Source organism: Kribbella sp. NBC_00662 (assembly GCF_041430295.1).
Lineage (GTDB): Bacteria > Actinomycetota > Actinomycetes > Propionibacteriales > Kribbellaceae > Kribbella.
Genome location: NZ_CP109029.1, coordinates 6,068,272 through 6,088,010, shown reverse-complemented (window position 1 = coordinate 6,088,010; position 19,739 = coordinate 6,068,272). Strand labels below are relative to the sequence as shown.

Here is a 19,739-nt window from a genome sequence, read left to right as displayed (position 1 = left end):
GCTACGAGGTCCTCCGTATCGTCCGTATATCGAATTCCCCATACGTACCGACAACACCCGGCTGCCTTGACTGGTCGGTATGACTCGAACGGCAATAGGTGCGCCCAGCAAGGATGACGGCGCCGTCCCGGCCGGGGTGACGGTGTTCGACGACGATTACCCGGCCGTCGCCAACCTCGATCCGGCGCTGCTCAGAGCGCTGCGCGAGGCCGCTGCGGATGCCTTGGAGGACGGCGTCACGTTCTATGTGAACAGCGGCTGGCGTTCCCCGGCGTACCAGAACGAGCTGCTGCGCGAGGCGGTGGTGAAGTACGGCTCGGAGGAGGAGGCGGCTCGATGGGTCGCCACGCCGGAGACGTCGCAGCATGTGCGCGGTGCGGCGGTCGACATCGGGCACACCGAGGCGAAGGCCTGGCTGGCGGAGCACGGCGCCGCGTACGGGCTGTTCCAGATCTATCGCAACGAGCCGTGGCATTACGAGCTGCGGCCGGACGGCTGCTCGACGATGTACCCGGACCCGACGCACGATCCGAGGATGCAGCGGTGACTCTGACTGTCGCCGCTATCGGCGCTGACGAACATCAGGCGTTCGTGGAAGCGCAGCGGTCGGTCAGCTTCCTGCAGGTCCCGGAGTGGGCTGCCGTCAAGACGGAGTGGCGGAGCGAGTCGCTCGGCTGGTACGACGGCCGGCGGCTCGTCGGGGCAGGGCTCGTGCTGCATCGGCCGGTGCCGCGGATGGAGCGGTACACGCTGGCCTATCTGCCGATGGGACCGGTGATCGACTGGAGCGGGTCGCTCGACGAGTGGATGCACCCGCTGGCGGCGTACCTCAAGGTGCAGGGTGCGTTCGCGATTCGGCTCGGGCCGCCGGTGCGTACGGACGTCTGGAGTGCTGCTGAGGTCAAGGCGGGGATTGCGGATCCGGCGGTGAAGCGGCTCACCGGACGGGGCGGCGATCGGGCGACGCGCTGGCTCGAGGAGGCAGGGTGGCTGCCGCAGAGCCCGGAGGACGGGTTCGGCGACGGGCAGCCGCAGTACGTCTATGAGCTCCCGCTGGCCGGGCGCACCGAGGACGACGTACTGCGTGGGATGAACCAGCAATGGCGGCGCAACATCAAGAAAGCGGCGAAGGAGGGCGTGGAGGTCTCGGTCGGCACGGATGTGAAGTCGTTCCACGACCTGTACGTGCACACCGCTGAGCGTGATCGGTTCACGCCGCGGCCGCTGAAGTACTTCGAGAACCTGTTCGCGGCGATGAGTTCGGCCAAGCTGTATCTGGCGCATCATCAGGGCTCGCTCGTTGCCGCGACGATCTTGGTCCGGGTCGGCGCTCATGCTTGGTATCTGTACGGCGCCTCATCCACGTCGAAGCGTGAGGTGCGCGGGTCGAACGCCTGTCAGTGGGCGATGATCCGCGACTCGATGGCGGCCGGATGCGACGTGTACGACCTGCGCGGGATCGCGCCGACTCTCGCTGTGCAGGACACACATGTCGGGTTGATCCAGTTCAAGGTCGGCACCGGCGGGCAAGCGGTCCGCTACGTCGGCGAGTGGGACCTGCCGCTGCGCCCGATGGTGTACCGGGCTTTCGACCTCTACATGAAACGGCGGCGCCGATGAACATCCGTCTCGCAAGCCGGGCCGATGCTTCCGCTGTCAACGAGCTGCTGGATCAGCTGGGCTACCCACAAGACGACGAGGCGGCGACCGCCGACCGCATCCAGGCCTGGGCGGACGATCCCGCGCTCGCTGCGTACGTCGCGGAGTCGGACGGCGACGTACTAGGTCTCGTCGCGGTCCACGTCGCCCCGTTCTTCCAACGCGACGGCTCCTGGGCGCGCATCGTCGCCCTGGTCGTCTCTCCCCGAGCCCGCCGGCGCGGGATCGCCACCCAACTGATGTCGGCCGCAGAATCCTTCGCCACTACCCGAGGTTGTGTCCGGATAGACCTCAACAGCGCCAACCACCGCGACGACGCCCACGCCTTCTACCAACAGCACGGCTACACCGACCAGTCCAGCACCTCCACCCGCTTCCTCCGCTCCCTACCCCACCTGAGCTGACAGCGCGGCGGCGACCTCGTCCAGGCGGGCGTCGCGGGACGCTTTGACGAGGACGACGTCGCCGGGGGCGAGGGTTCGGCGGAGCCAGTCGATGGTCGTGTCGTTGTCCGGCAGCGCTCGTCCACGATCGCCTGCGCCGTCAGCAGTTGCGCGGGCGCCCTCACCTACCGCGACGACCAGGTCGGCGCGGGTGGCGGCGTACTCGCCGATGACGCGGTGTTCGGACTCGCTTTCCTCGCCGAGTTCGAGCATCTCGCCCAGTACTGCGATGCGGCGGCGGGCGTCGATCACCGCCAGGGCGTCCAGCGCGGCGCGGGTCGAGTCGGGGTTGGCGTTGAAGGAGTCGTTCAGGAGGGTGATGCCGCCGGGCAGGTCGGACAGCTCCATGCGCCACTTCGAGACCGATGCCGTGGCCAGTGCGACCGCGGTCATCTCGAGTGGTACGCCGATCGCCAACGCCGCAGCAGCAGCCGCCGCCGCGTTGAACGCCTGGTGTGCGCCAATGAGCGGCAGTACGACGGGAGCCGCCGCGTCGGCGGTCCGTAGCGTGAACGACGGCCGGCCGAGACGGTCGAGCGTCAGGTCCAGCACCCGCACATCGGCGTGCTCCGCCCGACCGAAGGTCACCACCGGACCATCCGTCAAAGCACGCATCGCGACCACCCGCGGATCGTCGGCGTTGAGTACGGCGGTGCCGCCCGGCGCCAAGCCCTGCACCAACTCACCCTTGGCCGTGGCGATGGCTGCGCGCGAGCCGAACTCACCGAGGTGTGCCTGCCCGACGTTGAGCACCACCGAAACATCCGGCGGAACCAGGCCGGCGAGATGCGCGATGTCACCCATCCGCCGAGCTCCCATCTCGATGACGAGGAAGCGAGTCGCTGCGTCGGCGCGCAGGATCGTCAGCGGTATGCCGAGCTCGTTGTTGAGCGAACCGATCGTGGCAACCGTCGGACCGACATTCGCCAGTACGGCCGTCAGCAGGTCCTTCGTACTCGTCTTGCCCTGCGACCCGGTCAAGCCGACGACAGTCGACCCTGTACGTAGTTGCGCGGCGACCTGAGCAGCGAGGGTTTGCAGCGCAGCCTGCGCGTCCTCGACGACGACCGTCGGCAGGTCGGTGGCCCGCGAGCCGAGGACAGCCACCGCGCCGGCCCGCCCAGCCTGGCCGGCGAAGTCGTGCCCGTCGGCGCGCTCGCCTGCGAAGGCTACGAAGAGGCCTCCGGGCTCAGCCTCGCGACCGTCGAGTACGGCAGGCGCGGTCACCTGCACGGAACCGTCGCCGGAGACCTTTCCGCCGACGACCACAGCGATCTCATCCAGACTGAGCGCAATCATCCCCCCAGTAGAAGAAGGGCAGTGTTTCGTCCGCGTATCGAAAATCTCATACGCGGCGGCAACACCGCTCTTCCTTCACTGAAGTCATGACCTACAACTCGCTGGCGTCCTGGTTGTCGTCCGCGACCCTCCCGGACGTCGCGTTGGCGATCTACGGATGCGAGCCGGACGAGGCCGTGCTGTTCCGGGAGCTGGCTCCTCGCTTCGGCGTCGTCCCGACCATCACCGACGCGCCCGTATCCGAGGCCACCATCGAACTTGCTCTCGGCAAGAGATGTATCAGCGTCGGACACAAGACCCAGATCAGCAACCGGACGCTGCTGGCTCTCGCACGGGCCGGCGTCGCGTACATCTCCACCAGGAGCATCGGCTACAACCACCTCGACGTCGACTACGCCGGCAACCTCGGCATCACCGTCGAGAACGTTGCCTACTCCCCCGACAGTGTCGCCGACTACACGGTGATGCTGATGCTGATGGCGGTACGCAACGCGAAGTCCATGCTCCGCCGTACAGACATCCACGACTACCGGCTGGACGACGTACGCGGGAAGGAACTGCGGGATCTCACCGTCGGCGTCATCGGAACCGGGCGGATCGGCTCGGCCGTGATCGACAGGCTGCGCGGCTTCGGCTGCCGCACCGTTGCCTATGACAACCGTCCGGCCACGTCGGCCGACTACGTGCCGCTCGACGAGCTGATCCGGGTGAGTGACCTCGTCACGCTGCACACGCCCCTCACCGCGGACACTCACCACCTCCTCGATCGTCAACGGATCGGGCAGCTGAAGCCCGGCGCGTTCGTCGTGAACACCGGACGCGGACCACTCCTCGACACCGAGGCACTCCTCACGGCGCTGGAGGACGGGCGACTCGGCGGCGCCGCGCTCGACGTCGTCGAAGGCGAGGACGGCGTCTTCTACGCCGACCGCAGCAACGAACCCATCGAAAGCAAACAACTTCTGCGCCTGCAGGAGTTGCCGAACGTGATCGTCAGCCCGCACACCGCGTACTACACCGATCACGCCCTCAGCGACACGGTCGAGAACTCGATCGTCAACTGCCGGAAATTCGAGAACAGGAAGCAGCAGTGGATATGAAGGTCGGCATCATCTTCGGAGGCCGTTCCGAGGAACACCCCATCTCGGTCAAGTCCGCGCAACAGGTCGCGGAGAACATCGACACGGCGAAGTACGAACCGTTCTACATCGGAATCACCGAGGACGGCGCCTGGAAGCAGAGCGACGGCCCGACGACGGACTGGGAAGACGGCCCGTGCCGCCCGGTGACGCTGTCGCCGGACAGCACCGCGCCCGGGCTGCTCGTCCTGGACGACGGGAAGTACGAAACCATCAGCTTGGACGTGCTCTTCCCGGTCCTGCACGGCAAGCAAGGCGAGGACGGCGCTATCCAGGGACTTCTCGAACTCTCCGGCCTTCCGTACGTCGGCTGCGACATCCAGAGCTCTGTGCTCTGCATGGACAAGTCCCTGGCGTACACGGTCGCCGCCGCTGCCGGGATCGCGACGCCGGACTTCTGGACGTTCACCCTGACCCAGACCATCGATCCCGACCAGTTCACCTACCCCATCTTCGTCAAGCCGGCTCGGTCCGGTTCGTCGTTCGGTGTCAGCAAGGTCGGGAGCAAGGAAGATCTGCCGGCCGCGGTCGAGGCCGCCCGGGAGTTCGACTCGAAGGTACTGATCGAAGAGGCGGTCATCGGCAGCGAGATCGGCTGCGCGATCCTCGGCAACGATCCCGAGCTGCTCGCCGGGGAGGTCGATCAGATCGCCCTGACCCATGGTTTCTTCAAGATCCACCAGGAGAGCACGCCGGAAATGGGCTCCGACAACTCGACCGTGATCGTGCCCGCGGACATCCCGGCCGCGTCGCGCGCTCTCGTCCAGGAGACGGCGAAGGCGATCTACCGCGCGCTGGGCTGTCGCGGTCTGTCCCGGGTGGACATGTTCCTGACGGCGGACGGCACCGTCGTACTCAACGAGGTCAACACGCTGCCCGGCATGACGTCGTACAGCCGGTATCCGCGGATGATGGACGCCACCGGCCTGTCCCGTACCGAGGTCATCGACCGGATGATCTCACTGGCGTTGGCGACCAAGACCCGGTGAACGACGTACGGCCGACGGTCCTCGCAGTGATCCTGGTTGCGAGCCTGGCGCTGATCGGCGTTCTCAAGTTCCACTCCCCGGCGCCCTCGATGTCCCCACTCGCGCCGCCAACGGTCTCCCCGATAGCGTCACCGACCCCTTAGGATCTGCGCCATGGCGACGCGGCTTGTGCAAGTGGTGATCAAGGCCCAGGACAACTCAGCCCTCGGGCGGTTCTGGGCCGAGGCCCTCGGGTGGAAGGTCACCGGCGACAAACCCGAAGAGACCAACCTCGAGCCTGAAGGCGTCACGTATCCCGACCCCACCGCCGTGGTCGTCGACCTCATCCCGGGTGCGCAGCCGAAGACGGTGAAGAACCGGGTGCACATCGACCTCGCGACGTCCTCCGCGGAACACCAGGCCGAGCTGGCCGCACGCCTCCAGCCCCTCGGCGCGACGCCCGCCGACATCGGTCAGGGCGACGTCCCGTGGACAGTCCTCGCCGACCCGGAGGGCAACGAGTTCTGCGTGCTCGAGCCACGCCCGGTCTACAGCGACACCGGCCCGATCGCCGCCGTCGCTGTCGACTGCGTGGATCCGCACACGATGGCCCGGTTCTGGAGCCAGGCGATGGATTGGACCCTGCACGAAGAGACCGACGACTTCGTCTCACTCCGCTCGGCGAAGGGCGTCGGCCCGTACCTCGAATTCCTCCGCTCCCGCGATCCGAAGCTCGGGCTGGACCGGCTCCACCTCGACCTGCGCCCGTATCCAGGTGACGACCACGCCGCGGAGGTCGCCCGGCTGGAGGCCCTGGGTGCCACCCGGCTCGACATCGGCCAGGGCGACGTCGCCTGGGCAGTCATGGCCGACCCCGAAGGCAACGAGTTCTGCCTCCTCACCCCTCTCTGACGCCGAACCATTTCGTCAGCGCAGCAGTGACGTCCCCGTCTCCGGACCAGCACAGCAGCCCGTCCGGGCGGATCAGCAGCGCGTCGTGCTCGCCATCCGGCTTGACCTGCAGTACGTCGACACGGTCGGCCCAACCCTCCGGCCAGGTACGCCCACCGAAGTCGAGCAGCAACCCGCGGCCAGGGTGCAGAAGCGTCGACAACCAGACCGGCCCGTCTCCCGTGACCAGCTCGAAGTCGGGGATGCGGTCCGCTGCGTCCAGCCCTGACATCATGCCGGCGAGGTAGCGGTTGGCATCGGGCAACCGCATCAGGTCGGTGAAGATCTCGCGCAGTTCGACGACATCCTCACTCGGACCGGGAACGGCGAAAACCCGCTGCGCGGCGGTATGCCGCAGTACGCGGGCCGCCATCGGATGCCGCTCGGTCTGGTACGTGTCGAGCAGGTCCGCCGTACCGTGCACCGCGGCCCCGAGCTTCCAGCCCAGGTTGACCGCGTCCTGTACGCCGAGATTCAGCCCCTGCCCGCCGAACGGCGGATGGATGTGCGCGGCGTCGCCCGCGAAGAGGATCCGCCCGTACCGGTACGACTCCAACTGCCGGGTCGCGTCACCGAACTCCGACGAGTTGAGGACCTCAGCGAGCCGGGTCTCCTCGCCGTACAACGTGGTGAGCGCGGTCTCGACCTCGTCGGCCGTGGTGACTCCGGCCCGGCCGAACGTGAACCGGTACTTCCCGTCGCCGACCGGCACGAGCATGCCCCAGTACTCGCCGGCCTGCTTCGTCATCGTGCTGAAGTGACCAAGGGTCGTCGGCACCTCGTCCGACACCGACGACAGCCGTACGTCGGTCAACACCGCGCGGAACGTCCCCGCCCGACCAGGGAACGGTACGTCGAGCAACTTGCGAACCGTGCTGTGCGCGCCGTCGCACGCGACCAGATAGCGCGCTCGCAACACCGCAGACCCGGCCGTCACAGTCACGCCCTCGGAATCCTGCGAGACCGCGGTGACCTCGACGCCCCGACGTACGACGGCTCCGCGCGCGATGGCGGCGTACTCGAGCTCCTCCTCGACGATCCACTGCGGCACCGAGATCGGATACGGGTGCCGGGTGTTCCACGGCGACGCGTCCAGCGGCACCGGCAGCCCGGCGAAATGGCCACCGACCTCCTCGCGCGGCAGCTCGCGCGCCTGGATCGGGTCGAGCAGCCCGCGCAGGTCCAGCACCTCGGACGTCCGGGCCTGCAGCGCGCCGCCCTTCGTCTGTTCGATCCGCGTCTCCAGTCGCTCGAGCACGGTCACGTCGACGCCGGCCAGCGCCAGCTCGTACGCCAGCATCAGCCCGGTCGGCCCGGCGCCCGCGATCAGTACATCCATGAACACTCTCCTCGGTGCAAAAGTAGACTAAGTGCAGATTAGCACTCGGTGCTACGATCCCGCCATGGCGTTGCGTGAACGGAAGAAGCTCCGGACCCGGGAGGCGATCTCGACGGCGGCGATCGAGCTGTTCGTCGAGCACGGCTTCGACCAGGTGTCGATCACCCAGGTCGCGGAGGCCGCGGAGGTGTCCCGGCGTACGCTCTTCGCGTACTTCCCGACCAAGGAAGATCTCGTCATCCACCGCTTCGCCGACCATGAAGACGAGCCGGCCCGTGTCGTCCGCGCTCGCCCCGCCGACCAGTCACCGCTGGCCGCCCTGCACACCCACTTCATCGAGCGCCTCCGCGCTCACGACCCGTTCACCGGCCTGACCGATCTTCCCCAGGTCGTCGACCTCTACCGCCTGCTCCGCAGTACGCCGGCGCTGATGGCGCGCATGCTGCAGTTCAACGAGACCTCCGAAAGGGAACTCGCCTCAGCCCTGCACGAGACCGCCGGCACTCCCGAACTCACCGCCCGCCTGGCCGCCGCCCAGATCACCTCGGTCCACTGGACCCTGGCGATGTCGAACTTCGACCGCTGCGCGTCCGGCACCCCCGCCCCGAAAGTTCTGCCCACCGCAGTGAAAGCCGCGAACCAAGGCTTTGCCCTCCTCTCCTCCGGCCTGGCTCCGCTCTGGCCAACCACTTGAGGCACCACAGAAGGGTCACCATGAACGCGATGCAGAAGTTCTCCCTCGAGGGCAAGGTTGCTCTCGTGACCGGCGGCAGCCGGGGTCTCGGACGCGCGATGGCCGAGGCGCTCGGCGACGCCGGCGCCGCGGTCGCGGTCACCGCGCGGACGCTCGCCGCCGCCGAGGCGTCCGCAGCGGAGCTCGACCAGCTCGGCATCCGGGCGTACGGCGTCCAGCTCGAGGTCTCGGACGTCGAGGATGTCGAACGAGCCGTCGAGCAGGTGAGCAGCGAGTTCGGCGAGATCGACGTCCTGCTCAACAACGCGGGGATCGGGGTCGCCGGTCGCGCGTTCGAGACACCCGATACCGCGTGGCACGAGGTGTTCTCGGTCAACGTCGACGGCCTGTGGTACTGCAGCCGTGCGGTCGCCAAGCGGATGGCCGGGCGCGGCGGCGGCACGATCGTGAACGTCGGGTCGATGTCCGCCGAGATCGTGAACCAGCCGCGCTGGCAGGCGTCGTACCTGTCGTCGAAGGCCGCCGTCCACCAGCTGACCAAGGCGCTGGCGGCCGAGTGGGCGCCGCACGGGATCCGGGTGAACGCGATGGCGCCGGGGTACTTCCTGACCGAGATGTCGCCGGTCGACCAGCCGGAGTTCAAGGAGTGGTGCGTGGATCCGGCCGCGATGAAGCGGTACGGGCTGCCGCCGGAGTTGGGGCCGGTGGCAATCTTCTTGGCCAGCGAGGCGTCAAGTTTCATGACCGGCTCTATCGTCAAGGTCGACGGCGGCTTCACACTGTTCTGATGGTCACCATAGGCATCGTCGGCGCCGGGCTCCGCGGGAGACTGTTCGCCGAAGCACTCCATACCCAGCCGGACGTCGGCGTCGTCGGTCTGGCCGAGCCGTCGGAGAACGTGGCCGCGCAAGCGCGAGCGGCCACGGGCCTGCCCGTCGTGTCGTCACACGTCGAGCTGCTCGAGAAGCTCGACCCGGACGCCGTCATCGTGGCGACCCCGGACTTCGCGCATCGCGAAGTTGCTGTCGACGTGGCCGGGGCGGGCAAGCATCTGCTGATCGAGAAGCCGGTCGCCACGAACCTGGAGGACGCGCATGCCATCGCGGAGGCGGTTCATCGCTCGGGCGTGCGATGCCTGGTCGGATTCGAGAACCGGTGGAATCCGCACGTGGTGCAGGCGAAGGCGGCGATGGACTCGGTCGGCGATCCGATCACGGCCTCGGCCACGCTGAGCAACTCGTACTTCGTGCCGACCACGATGCTGTCGTGGGCGGCGAAGTCGTCACCGGCGTGGTTCCTGATGCCGCACACCGTCGACCTCATCCTGTTCCTCACCGGCCGCCGGGCCGTGTCGGTCAGCGCGGTCGGATCCCGTGGCGTGCTCGCCAAGCGCGGCATCGACACGTGGGACGTCGTCCACGCGCTGGTCGGTTTCGACGACGGGTCGACCGCCACGCTGTCGTCGGCGTGGACGCTGCCGGACGCCGGTGACGGGATCGTCGACTTCCGGTTCCAGGTGGTCGGCACCGAGGGGTCGGTGACGGCGGACCTGTCCCATCAGGGCCTGACCGTGGTCAGCGACAAGTACCGGTCGACGTGGCCGGTCGCGGGCCGGATCGGGCGGTCACAGGTCGGTCCGGCGGTCTGGATGGTCCAGGACTTCGCGGCCGGTCTCGTCGACGGCGGCGACCTCGGGCCGGGTATCGATCACGGCGTACTGGTCACCGAGCTCATCTGCGCGATCGAGGAGTCGATCGCCTCGGGGCAAACGGCGCGGCTTCCAACGGCGTGACGCGAGGGCGGCCAGTCCGGCGCCGGCGGTGTTGAGCAGTACGTCGTCCACCGAGGACACCCGGTCCAACTGGAAGACGTACTGCGAGACCTCGATCAGGATCGAGCAAACTGCCGCGAGCGCGAGGATCCGCGGTACGGACGCCGGCGCGGCGAACCGCAGCGGGGCGAAGAAGCCCAGTGGTGCGAACACGAGCAGATTGCCGACGACAGCGAAGGCAGCGGTCGTTGCCGGAGCGTATGCGGTTTCGGATATGCGAGCGATATGCGCCGCCGGGTAGCGTCGAGTGCATGTGCGTGCTCATGGGGGAAGCAGGTCATGCATAGGCAGCCTGGGCTGAGTGTCCGGCTCAAACTCACCCTCAGCTACGCAGCCTTCCTCATGCTTGCGGGCACCTTGCTCCTCGCGGCCGTGTGGTTGTTCCTCCTGCGGTACGTCCCCGAGCGCGCTGTCCTGGCCGTCCCCAACGGCACGGGCGACAGCAGTGTCTTCCCGGTCCGGTCTCGTCTCCTGGACGTGTTCGCGCCGCGGGCGGCGGCGGTGTTCTTCCTGCTGCTGGTGTTCGGGCTGCTGGGCGGGTGGCTCCTCTCCGGCCGGATGCTCGCGCCACTGACCCGCATCACCAACGCCGCCCGGCTGGCCGAGAACGGCTCGCTGTCCCACCGGATCGAGCTCGAAGGCCCGACCGACGAATTCCGCGAGCTCGCCGACGGCTTCGACCGGATGCTCGCGCAGCTCGAAGCACACGTCGCCGAGCAGAAGCGCTTCGCCGCCAACGCCTCCCACGAGCTGCGTACTCCGCTCGCGATCACGCAGACGTTGCTCGACGTCGCCATCAACGACCCGGACCGCGACAGCGGCGATCTCGACGAACGCCTGCGCGCGATCAACACCCGGGCGATCAACCTCACCGAGGCGCTCCTGCTGCTGAGCCGCGCCGATCAACGCTCGTTCACCCAGGAACGGGTCGACCTCTCACTGGTCGCCGAAGAGGCCATCGAGACGTTGCTGCCGTTCGCGGAGAAACGCGGGATCACGATCGAGACCAGCGGCGAGCTCACCCCGACCACCGGCTCCCACACGCTCCTGCTCCAACTCGCGACCAACCTCATCCACAATGCGATCGTCCACAACCTCCCCGATCACGGCACCGTCTCCGTCAGCACCGCGGTCCGCTTCAACACCGTCGTACTCACCGTCGAGAACACCGGCGAGATCCTCAGCCGGAAGCTGGTCTCCACGCTGACCGAACCTTTCCAGCGTGGCGCCCGCACTCACCAGCCGGGCGTCGGGCTCGGCCTGGCCATCGTCAAGAGCATCACCGAGGCCCACAACGGCACCCTGACCCTGATGGCCCGCCTCGGCGGCGGCCTCCAGGTCACGGTCGCACTACCTGCTAGCGACGCGACTTCCGGGGCAAACCCGCCAGCCTGAAGGCGGCCGCGGTCGTCAGCCCGTAGACGAGGTGGGCGCCGAGATCCTTCGCCAGGACCTTGGGGCTGTACTTCCAGATCGGCTCGTACAGCTTCGCGGCCGGCAGTACGACGTACCCGCCGGCCCACACGCTCGCGCCGAACGGAGCGCCGTACCAGACGCGCGGTTTCGGGGCGGATCCCGCGATCACGCCGTACGCCGCACCGTTGGCGATCCCGAAGGCCCAGTGCGTGAGGTTGTTGACCAGGGCAGCACGGCTGTTCGGCAGGTCGCGGTCGAAGAGACCCTCGAACAGCCGCTTGCCGACCTGCGCGGGCGCCGGCGCCTGCTCCCAGCTCTCGATGTCGCCGGAGAACTCCCACCGGCTGAACTCGGTCTTGCCGCCGCCTTGCCGGTACTCGGCGTACAGCAGCGCATCCATCGCCATGGTGCCGATGGTCCCCGCGACGAGGCCCCGGACGACTGCTCCCAGTGGCGTCATGCCGCGGCTCCTTCGAAGATTCCGCGCGGAACTGTCATCGAGACCAGCCAGTTCGGAAGGTCGACCAGCTCGCTGATCTTCAGGTCGCCGGCGACACTGCACAGAGCGTACGCCTCGTGCATGCTCACGCCCTGGTCGGTGACCAGCCAGTCGATCATGTCGCGGACGGCGTTCTTCACGTCCTCCATCAGGTCCGGACCGGCGCCGGTGGTGACGTAGTACCCCTGCGCGGCCATCTCGGCGGACATCGCCCGCTGGGTCGGATCCGCCGCGGGAACGGTCGCCCGCGGAGCGGCGATGACGGTGTTCTTGATGACCTGGAACCGCAGGGTCGCGGACATCAGCGTCTCGACGGCGGTGCCGGAGATCTCGCCGTCGCCCTGGGCCATGTGCCCGTCGCCGGCCGAGAACAGCGCGCCCTCGGCATACACCGGAAGCTGCAGCCGGGAGCCGGAGGTGATCTGGCGTACGTCGATGTTGCCGCCCATCCCGCCGCTGAAACTGGGCGGGAACGTGCGGTACATGCCCTTGCGCATCGGAGCGTTGCCCATGATCCCCAGGAACGGCGCGATCGGGATCTGCGCGCGCTTCCCGCTGTCGGAGCCCACGAAGGTGGCGTAGCCGGACGACTGCCCGCGTTCGAACCGGTAGAGCTGGACGTACGCCGCTCCCGTGCCGAACGGCTGGTCCTCGGGGATCGCCGACGGCACCCGTCCCGGGCTGGGATCGCTCAGCTGCGCCGCCTCGATCCACGGGGCGAACACGCCCAGGACGTCCGGGCGGAGGGTCCCGAACAGGCCGAGCGCCGGGCTGACGGTCGTGTAGCCGAAGTCGACCAGCGGGCTGACGTCGAGCACCTCGACCTCGAGGATGTCCCCCGGCTCCGCGCCCTCGATGTAGACGGGACCGGTGAGCGGGTGGATCCGGCCGAGGTCGAGTGTCATCGAGCCGTCCGGCGTCAGCGTCCGTGCCTGGTCGCCGATGTCGAGCGCGTCGCGGCACAACAGCTGGATCTCCTCGCCGGGGCGGACCGTCACGGCGGGCTCGAGGTCGCGGTTCCAGCGGTTGTGCAGGACGCGTCCGTACCCGTCGAGGATCCGGTCACCGCGGGGAGCGGCCACGGCCTCCGGCGTACCGGATCCGGCGATGTCGACCGTGCCGAGCCCGCCCTCGCCGGCCAACTGGGCGAAGCTGGCGGCTGCCTCGGGGCCGACTCCGGCCTGGACGTGGACGGCCTCGCTGGCGGTGGCCGAGTGAGCGAAACACATGGGTCTTCTCCTCCCGACTGGATTCCGCACCGAGAATGCTCCGCGCCATTGGCGGGGCACACCCGGGTCACACCCTGGTCTCGCTCACCAGGGTCCGTGGATCACCCACTGGCCGCGAGGCCGAGGTCTACAGTGACGAGCATGCGAGCTGACATCGTGCCCGGCGCCGTGTTCCCCGACTACGAGCTGCCCGACCAGGACGACGTACCGCGGAAGCTGAGTGACCTTCAGGGTGAGGATCCGATGATCCTGACGCTCGCGCGCGGGCACTACTGCCCGAAGGAGCATCAGCAGCACCTCGAGCTCGCCGCGTTCTACCCGAAGATCGCGGTCAGCTACACCCAGATCGTGACGATCGCGACCGACGAGCACCACACGTTGCAGGAGTTCCGGGCGTCGGTCGGCGCGCAATGGCCGTTCCTGTCCGATCCGGGGCGGATCGTGCAGCGGGACCTGGACATCCAGGAGTACACCGATCCCGACAACGATCCGATGATCCCGTACACGCTGGTGCTCAAGCCCGGTCTGGTTGTGCACAGCATCTACAACGGCTACTGGTTCTGGGGACGGCCGTCGATCTCCGAGCTCTGGCAGGACCTGCGGGCGGCGAGTGCCGAAGTACGTCCGGACTGGGATCTCAGCAAGCCGGGACTGCGGGAAGCGTGGGACAGCGGCGACCACAGCGCCTTCCACGGATGGAACAAGCGACCTAACGGGTGATGTCGTCGTACAGACGGACTGCCGCGAGCAGTCCGTCCGTACCGCGCTCGAAAACGGCGAGCCCTGCCTGCGGCGGCCCGTCGATGTTGTACTCCAGCGCGCAGCTGACCCCGTCGTCCGTGGCGGCGCAGGGCCGTACGGCGATCCCGCCGGCGCCGGCGTAGAACGCGCGGAGTTCGGCCGCGCCGCGATGGACGTTGTCCATCGGCTCCTGGAGGTAGCCGTCGGACTGGAAGGTCTTGACGATCGACTCGACATCGCCGCCGGCCAGCGCGTCGAGGTGACGCTTGACGACGTCCGGTGCGTCGACAGCGCCGGCTTCGAGGACCGGCGGGCGGAGGTGGCGCAGTCCGTCGACCGGCCACTGGCTGCAGTACGTGCGGAACTCGACGGACCGCTCGTCCAGCGACTCGGCGACCACCGCAACCGGCCACGCCACCTCGTCGCCATCGTGCAGGACGTGGACCAGCAGCTCCACCGCGGCGCGACCGTCGACCGTGATCGAGCCGACCACCTTCAACCGGGCCTGGTGCGCGGCCATCCACTCCCGGTTGCTGTGGATGAACTCCCGCAACTCGCGATGACCGCGAATCTCCCCGGCCCGCGGGTCGTACACGACGACGTCGCCCGGCCAGGTCTTCTCCAGCGCGCCCGGTGCATCGTCGGACAGAGCCTTCAGGTACTGCGCGACCGGATCTGCCTGCTCCCGCGCCCGGGCATCACGACGCGCCAACTCGATCGCTGTGGAGAACTCCGGGAACCACGGCATGATTTCACCGTACGGCAGAGCACCGATCTGCCGCACCAACGCGATCCCGCATGTCCTTCAGCAACGCGACGTCGCGCACGTGCGTCGGGGTCTCGACCAGCATCGGAATGCCCTGGAGAGCCGAGAGCACGTTTTCCAGCGCGGGCAACCCGATCGTCCCGCGGCCGAGCGACTCGTGCCGGTCTCGGCGCGAGCCGGCGGGATCGCGGCTGTCGTTCACGTGGATGAGCCCGACCCGGTCCGCCACTTGCTCGATCGAGGCCAGATCCTCACCGGCGGCGTGCAGGTGGCAGGTGTCGAGACACGGACCGATCCCAGGGTCGTCCAGAGCGTCCAGGTACTCCACGCTGCTGTCGATGGTCGATGCGGCCGCCTCACCGGCGCCGGCCGTCGGCTCGATCAGCAGCCGCACGTCGTGCCATCGGTGCGCGATCGGTACGACGAGGTCGCGCAGACCGCGGAGTACGTCCGCGCGGCGGCCCGCCGTGACCAGCGATCCCGCGTGAACGACGACCGTGGACGCGCCGAGGGAGGCCGCGCGCTGCATGGTGAGCTCGAGCGCGGCTGTCGATCGGCTCAGGACCACATCCGAGGGCGAGCAGAGGTTGATCAGGTGGGGAGCGTGGACGACGACGGCGAGGTCCCGCTCGGCGCACGCCGTACGGAACGCCTCGTCCGCCGCCGGATCCACGGCCGCAGGCACCCAGCTGCGCGGATTGCCCGCGAACAGCTGGATGATCTCGGCGCCGACCTCCGCCGCCTCCGCCAGCCCGACCTTGACCAGCCCGCCGGCAACGGCCACATGTGACCCGATCCGCACTCTCATCGGGCCCGAGGTTACGCCTTGGCCTTCCGCGCCCTCGGCTTGCGGGTGGTGCCGTTGCCGTTGGGGGCGGCGGGTTCGGGCTCGGCGGCGAACGGGATGAACGGCATGGTCAGCGGTAGCGCCGCCAGCCGCATCAGCAGCAGGACGTTGTCGTCACCTGCGGTTCTGTTGAGCCGGAGCCGGCCGCAGTTGGTGCATCTGTGGATGAGGACCCAGCGGCCCTCGCCGCGGACCGTGACCGCGATCGGTTCCATGCCGCCGGAGCAGTCGGCCTTGCGGTCGCCCGGCACGTTGCGGTCGAGGTGACGCGACCACAGGCAACTCGGGCAGTGATTCCGATGGGTGGTTCCAGGGGCGTCGAGGGAGACCTCTACGCCGCAGTGTTCACAACTGAACGAACGTGCGAATGCCAAACCGATGAACCTTTCAGAGCAAAGCTGCGGGACAGAACAGACATGGCTCTCCTCCTTCCGGTCCGCACCGGCCGGTCCGGCGCACCAGCCCCCAGCAGACCAGCACCCGCGCGGCAGCGTCAATCGATTAACTGACGGCCACTCCCGCTTTTAGTTGCCGTGAGCAACTTGCGCGGTCATCGGATCGCCTTGTAGATCAAGCGATTGACCCTCGACCACAGCTCAAGATTTTCGAGACGATCCAGTCCGACACGCCGTTTCAAGCCGCGAACCCGGGGGTAGATCGGGAAGATCACGGAAATGGACAGGCTCGGGGACGGAACGTAGGAGGGCACTCTTGTCAACGCAGTACTCGTCGGTGAGTTACGCCGACGACCGGGAGGACATGTCCGTTTCGCCAGAGGAGCTGCCGTTCCGAGCCGGATAAGACCAGCCCCATGGATGCATACGCCTTACAACGCAGCTGGGACCAGGTGTCGGCGTACGGGGATCAGGTAGCTCTGTACTTCTACTCGCACATCTTCGTGTCTCATCCCGAGGTACGAGCGATGTTCCCGCTCTCGATGTCCAACCAGCGGGACAAGTTCGTCAGCGCACTCGGCCGGATCGTCAGTCATGCCGACCAGCTCGAGAACGATGCGAACTTCCTGCAACACCTCGGCCGCGACCATCGCAAGTACGCCGTTGTCGCGGAGCACTACAACGCCGTCGGCGCCTCGCTGTGCGCAACGCTGAAGCACTTCCTCGGGCCCGAGTGGGACGAGGATCTGGCGGCGCACTGGACCGCGGCGTACCAGGTGGTGGCGCGGATCATGGTCGAGGCTGCCGAGACGTCGGAGGAGACCAGCCCGGACTGGTGGGACGCCGACGTGGTCTCGGTCGAACGGCGGACCATGGACCTCACCCTGCTGAAGGTCCAGCCGCGTCACGTGTTCCGCTTCCGCCCCGGCCAGTCGGTCTCGATGGAGATACCGCAGCGACCCCGGCAATGGCGGTACTTCAGCCCGGCCAACGCCCCACGCGCCGACGGCTCGATCGATCTGCACGTGCAGCAGATCGACGGCGGCCAGGTCAGCCCGGCCGTGGTCCGGTCGCTCAAGCCCGGCGACACGGTGAAACTCGGCGCGCCGATCGGCGAACGGCTGACCCGGCGCGACGGTGACGAACGCGAACTGCTGATGGTGGCCGGAGGTACCGGTCTCGCTCCACTGCTCGCCGTGCTCGAGCAGGTCGACAACGAGTGGAAACGCTCGGGCAACGGACCGCTGGTTCATCTCCTGCACGGCGTCCGGCTGCCCTGGCATCTGTACGACCGCCCGCGACTCCGGGCGCTGGCCCAGGACCGGGCCTGGTTCGACTACACGGAGGTCGTGTCCGACGACGCGTCCTATCCGGGCACTCGCGGGAAGGTCGGCACGGTCGCGGCCCGCCAGATCCTCTACGGACGGACGGCGATGGTGTGCGGCGGCCCGCAGATGGTCGCGCACACGCTGGAGCAGTTGGCCGGCGCGGGCATGCGGCCCGAGGACATCAAGTACGAGCACTTCTACTACGCAGCCGCGGGTGAGCACACCGCGGCGCCGGCTCCAACAGGTCAGGAGACAACACGTGACGCACAACAGCCACCGCCACGGCTCGCCGCGTTATCAGACACCCCGCTCGATCCGGGAGGAGAGGTTCCGGCGCCGGATGCGGGGCCTCGACGCGGACACGGTCTACGCATACCTCGCTCAGCTGGCTGACCAGGTCCAGAAGACCGAACGCGAACTCGGCGAGACCCGCGCCAGGAACGAACGACTCCAGATCGAGCTCCAGCGCGGGCAGGCCGAGCTGCAGCGCGTCCAGGCAGAGCTCGACCAGTACGAGCAGGCCGGCGACCGGGTGAACGAGCAGGTCGTCCAGATGTTCAGCCAGGCCCAGCTCGTGGTCGAGGAGATGGTCCAGGACGTCAGCCGGGACGCCCGCGAGCGGATCGGTCAGGCCCGCGCGCACGAACGCAGGATCGTCGCGGAGGCGATGGACACGGCCGGCGAGCAGGTTCGTTCGTACGCCAAGACCGCCCAGGCGCACATGCAGTCGATCGTGGACTCGTTCGCGACCGAGGTCGACCAGCTCGGGAGCAAGCCGGTGCCCGGCGAGCCTGTGGTCCAGCACGATCCGTTCTTCGACAACTCGGGCGACTGGCAGACCCGACGTCCGGGCACCCCATGAGCGCCGAGCGGTCGTGGGGCAAGGCCCCGCGGACCGGCCGGCGGGGGTCACCAGGGCCCGGGCGGATCCGGGCCAGGGCCGCTCACCCGATCAGCCGGCCCGACCCCGGGCGAAGTCCGGAGCGCACGGACACCGAGGCGGTCCGGGCGGCAGCCAGAGAATTCCTCGAGCTCTTCCACACCGAGAACCCGAAGGCCGGTTGGATGGGGCCGCGGCTCGCCGCGGTGATGCGAGAGATCGACCTCACCGGGACGTACTGGCACACCCCGGAGGAGCTGGCCTTCGGCGCGCGGGTGGCGTGGCGCAACAACGCCCGCTGCATCGGCAGGCTGTACTGGCGCAGCCTGCAGGTCCGCGACCTGAGGACGGTCTCCGACGCCCGCGGCGTCGCCGGACACTGCTTCGACCATCTGCGCGCTGCCCACAACGGCGGGAAGATCCGCCCGATGATCAGCGTGTTCGCTCCGGAGACCCCGTCCCGTCCCGCTCCCAGGATCTGGAACGAACAGCTGATCCGGTACGCCGGGTACGAGCAGCCGGACGGACGCGTCCTCGGCGACCCTCGCTACCGCTCCTTCACCAGCGAGCTGATCCGGCGCGGCTGGCGGCAGCCCGACCGCACGGGCGCCTTCGACGTACTCCCGCTCGTCGTCGAGACCGTCGACGAGGGTCCGCGGATGTTCGAGTTGCCGGCCGATACCGTTCAGGAAGTCCCCTTGGCGCACCCGGAGCTGGAGTGGTTCGCCGACCTCGGGCTGCGCTGGCACGCCGTACCCGTGATCAGCAACAACCGCCTCGACATCGGCGGCATCTCGTACCCCGCCGCGCCCTTCAACGGCTGGTACATGGGCACCGAGATCGGCGCCCGCAACTTCGGCGACACCGACCGCTACGCGATGGTTCCCGAGGTCGCGGAACGGATGGGTCTGGACACGACCGACGAGACAAGTCTCTGGCGGGACCGTGCCCTGGTGGAGATCAATCGCGCCGTACTGCACTCGTTCAACCGGAACGGCGTCACGATCACCGACCACCACACCGAGTCCCGCAGGTTCCTCATCCACCTGGAACGGGAGGAACGCGCCGGCCGCGGCTGCCCCGCCGACTGGACCTGGATCGTCCCGCCGATGTCCGGCTCCCAGACACCGGTCTTCCACCGCTACTACAACCTCGAGACCCAGGTCCCGAACTTCTTCAACGATCCCGAAGCCACCCACCGCTCCCTCTACGGCGCTCCCCCGGCCTTCCATCGTTTCTAGACCGGATCGATCGCCTGAAGTTGATCAGGTCGACTCCTTGACGAGCAGTTCTGCGCAATGGCTAACTAGCTTGA

At 68.1% G+C, this 19,739-nt stretch carries 21 protein-coding genes and 1 pseudogene; 14 read left to right on the top strand and 8 right to left on the bottom strand.

Annotation, left to right across the window (positions count from 1 at the left end):
* The first annotated feature begins 79 nt into the window (after positions 1-79).
* From OHA10_RS30165 to OHA10_RS30155, 3 genes are read left to right on the top strand one after another with little or no spacing between them, the layout of a single operon-like run.
* On the top strand, positions 80-547 hold the full coding sequence (locus OHA10_RS30165; RefSeq protein ID WP_371402137.1) for a M15 family metallopeptidase: 468 nt from the start codon (positions 80-82) through the stop codon (positions 545-547).
* The gene (locus OHA10_RS30160; protein ID WP_371402136.1) at positions 544-1,620 is read left to right on the top strand and encodes a lipid II:glycine glycyltransferase FemX; all 1,077 of its coding nucleotides are present in this window, start codon (positions 544-546) and stop codon (positions 1,618-1,620) included. The genes OHA10_RS30165 and OHA10_RS30160 overlap by 4 nt, the downstream gene beginning before the upstream one ends.
* A complete protein-coding gene (locus OHA10_RS30155; protein ID WP_371402135.1) occupies positions 1,617-2,063 on the top strand; it encodes a GNAT family N-acetyltransferase in 447 nt (148 codons plus the stop codon). The genes OHA10_RS30160 and OHA10_RS30155 overlap by 4 nt, the downstream gene beginning before the upstream one ends.
* On the opposite strand, the gene murF is transcribed toward OHA10_RS30155, so the two are convergent.
* Positions 2,046-3,401, bottom strand: coding sequence for a UDP-N-acetylmuramoyl-tripeptide--D-alanyl-D-alanine ligase (gene murF / locus OHA10_RS30150; RefSeq protein ID WP_371402134.1), 1,356 nt, complete (start codon positions 3,399-3,401; stop codon positions 2,046-2,048). The genes OHA10_RS30155 and murF overlap by 18 nt on opposite strands.
* Before the next feature lie 86 nt (positions 3,402-3,487).
* On the opposite strand from murF, the gene OHA10_RS30145 reads away from it, so the two are divergent.
* The 3 genes from OHA10_RS30145 to OHA10_RS30135 all read left to right on the top strand — a co-directional run bounded on the left by OHA10_RS30145 (position 3,488) and on the right by OHA10_RS30135 (position 6,420).
* Positions 3,488-4,501, top strand: a complete 1,014-nt coding sequence (locus OHA10_RS30145) for a D-isomer specific 2-hydroxyacid dehydrogenase family protein (RefSeq protein ID WP_371402133.1) — start codon at positions 3,488-3,490, stop codon at positions 4,499-4,501.
* Positions 4,498-5,529: a D-alanine--(R)-lactate ligase gene (gene vanA, locus OHA10_RS30140; RefSeq protein ID WP_371402132.1), complete on the top strand. Its 1,032-nt coding sequence runs from the start codon at positions 4,498-4,500 to the stop codon at positions 5,527-5,529. The genes OHA10_RS30145 and vanA overlap by 4 nt, the downstream gene beginning before the upstream one ends.
* Positions 5,530-5,682: 153 nt before the next feature.
* Positions 5,683-6,420 carry a VOC family protein gene (locus OHA10_RS30135; RefSeq protein ID WP_371402131.1) on the top strand — a complete coding sequence of 246 codons (738 nt, stop codon included), beginning with the start codon at positions 5,683-5,685 and terminating at the stop codon, positions 6,418-6,420.
* On the opposite strand, the gene OHA10_RS30130 is transcribed toward OHA10_RS30135, so the two are convergent.
* The gene (locus tag OHA10_RS30130; protein WP_371402130.1) at positions 6,407-7,798 is read right to left on the bottom strand and encodes an FAD-dependent monooxygenase; all 1,392 of its coding nucleotides are present in this window, start codon (positions 7,796-7,798) and stop codon (positions 6,407-6,409) included. The genes OHA10_RS30135 and OHA10_RS30130 overlap by 14 nt on opposite strands.
* Positions 7,799-7,862: 64 nt before the next feature.
* Here OHA10_RS30130 and OHA10_RS30125 point away from each other — a divergent pair, with 64 nt between their 5' ends.
* Genes OHA10_RS30125 through OHA10_RS30115 form a run of 3 tightly spaced genes read left to right on the top strand, consistent with a single transcriptional unit; the run spans position 7,863 to position 10,284 of the window.
* Positions 7,863-8,492: a TetR/AcrR family transcriptional regulator gene (locus OHA10_RS30125; RefSeq protein WP_371402129.1), complete on the top strand. Its 630-nt coding sequence runs from the start codon at positions 7,863-7,865 to the stop codon at positions 8,490-8,492.
* A gap of 29 nt (positions 8,493-8,521) precedes the next feature.
* Positions 8,522-9,280: an SDR family NAD(P)-dependent oxidoreductase gene (locus OHA10_RS30120; RefSeq protein WP_371402128.1), complete on the top strand. Its 759-nt coding sequence runs from the start codon at positions 8,522-8,524 to the stop codon at positions 9,278-9,280.
* Positions 9,280-10,284, top strand: coding sequence for a Gfo/Idh/MocA family protein (locus tag OHA10_RS30115; RefSeq protein ID WP_371402127.1), 1,005 nt, complete (start codon positions 9,280-9,282; stop codon positions 10,282-10,284). Before OHA10_RS30120 ends, OHA10_RS30115 begins: the two co-directional genes overlap by 1 nt.
* Before the next feature lie 9 nt (positions 10,285-10,293).
* Here OHA10_RS30115 and OHA10_RS30110 read toward each other — a convergent pair.
* Positions 10,294-10,539: pseudogene (locus OHA10_RS30110) on the bottom strand (VanZ family protein); the annotation flags it as partial.
* Positions 10,540-10,602: 63 nt separating this feature from the next.
* On the opposite strand from OHA10_RS30110, the gene OHA10_RS30105 reads away from it, so the two are divergent.
* Positions 10,603-11,718 (top strand): sensor histidine kinase, encoded by a 1,116-nt coding sequence (locus OHA10_RS30105; RefSeq protein WP_371402126.1) that lies wholly within the window; start codon positions 10,603-10,605, stop codon positions 11,716-11,718.
* On the opposite strand, the gene OHA10_RS30100 is transcribed toward OHA10_RS30105, so the two are convergent.
* Together OHA10_RS30100 and OHA10_RS30095 are read right to left on the bottom strand one after the other, a co-directional pair.
* Positions 11,681-12,199, bottom strand: coding sequence for a DUF1440 domain-containing protein (locus OHA10_RS30100; RefSeq protein ID WP_371402125.1), 519 nt, complete (start codon positions 12,197-12,199; stop codon positions 11,681-11,683). The genes OHA10_RS30105 and OHA10_RS30100 overlap by 38 nt on opposite strands.
* Positions 12,196-13,467 carry an acetamidase/formamidase family protein gene (locus OHA10_RS30095; protein ID WP_371402124.1) on the bottom strand — a complete coding sequence of 424 codons (1,272 nt, stop codon included), beginning with the start codon at positions 13,465-13,467 and terminating at the stop codon, positions 12,196-12,198. Before OHA10_RS30095 ends, OHA10_RS30100 begins: the two co-directional genes overlap by 4 nt.
* A 141-nt stretch (positions 13,468-13,608) precedes the next feature.
* Between OHA10_RS30095 and OHA10_RS30090 the strand changes: the two genes are divergently transcribed.
* Positions 13,609-14,187: a redoxin domain-containing protein gene (locus OHA10_RS30090; RefSeq protein ID WP_371402123.1), complete on the top strand. Its 579-nt coding sequence runs from the start codon at positions 13,609-13,611 to the stop codon at positions 14,185-14,187.
* Here the strand turns inward: OHA10_RS30090 and OHA10_RS30085 are convergent.
* From OHA10_RS30085 to OHA10_RS30075, 3 genes are read right to left on the bottom strand one after another with little or no spacing between them, the layout of a single operon-like run.
* Entirely contained in the window at positions 14,177-14,956 is a 780-nt protein-coding gene (locus OHA10_RS30085; protein ID WP_371402122.1) for a nuclear transport factor 2 family protein, read from the bottom strand. The genes OHA10_RS30090 and OHA10_RS30085 overlap by 11 nt on opposite strands.
* 4 nt (positions 14,957-14,960) lie before the next feature.
* Entirely contained in the window at positions 14,961-15,782 is an 822-nt protein-coding gene (locus OHA10_RS30080) for a deoxyribonuclease IV (RefSeq protein ID WP_371402121.1), read from the bottom strand.
* An 11-nt stretch (positions 15,783-15,793) separates the two neighbouring features.
* On the bottom strand, positions 15,794-16,195 hold the full coding sequence (locus OHA10_RS30075) for an RNHCP domain-containing protein (RefSeq protein WP_371402120.1): 402 nt from the start codon (positions 16,193-16,195) through the stop codon (positions 15,794-15,796).
* Between the two features lie 437 nt (positions 16,196-16,632).
* Between OHA10_RS30075 and OHA10_RS30070 the strand changes: the two genes are divergently transcribed.
* From OHA10_RS30070 to OHA10_RS30060, 3 genes are read left to right on the top strand one after another with little or no spacing between them, the layout of a single operon-like run.
* Positions 16,633-17,937, top strand: coding sequence for a globin domain-containing protein (locus OHA10_RS30070; RefSeq protein ID WP_371402119.1), 1,305 nt, complete (start codon positions 16,633-16,635; stop codon positions 17,935-17,937).
* Positions 17,885-18,406, top strand: a complete 522-nt coding sequence (locus tag OHA10_RS30065) for a DivIVA domain-containing protein (RefSeq protein ID WP_371402118.1) — start codon at positions 17,885-17,887, stop codon at positions 18,404-18,406. Before OHA10_RS30070 ends, OHA10_RS30065 begins: the two co-directional genes overlap by 53 nt.
* Positions 18,403-19,665 carry a nitric oxide synthase oxygenase gene (locus OHA10_RS30060; protein WP_371402117.1) on the top strand — a complete coding sequence of 421 codons (1,263 nt, stop codon included), beginning with the start codon at positions 18,403-18,405 and terminating at the stop codon, positions 19,663-19,665. The genes OHA10_RS30065 and OHA10_RS30060 overlap by 4 nt, the downstream gene beginning before the upstream one ends.
* Positions 19,666-19,739 lie beyond the last annotated feature (74 nt).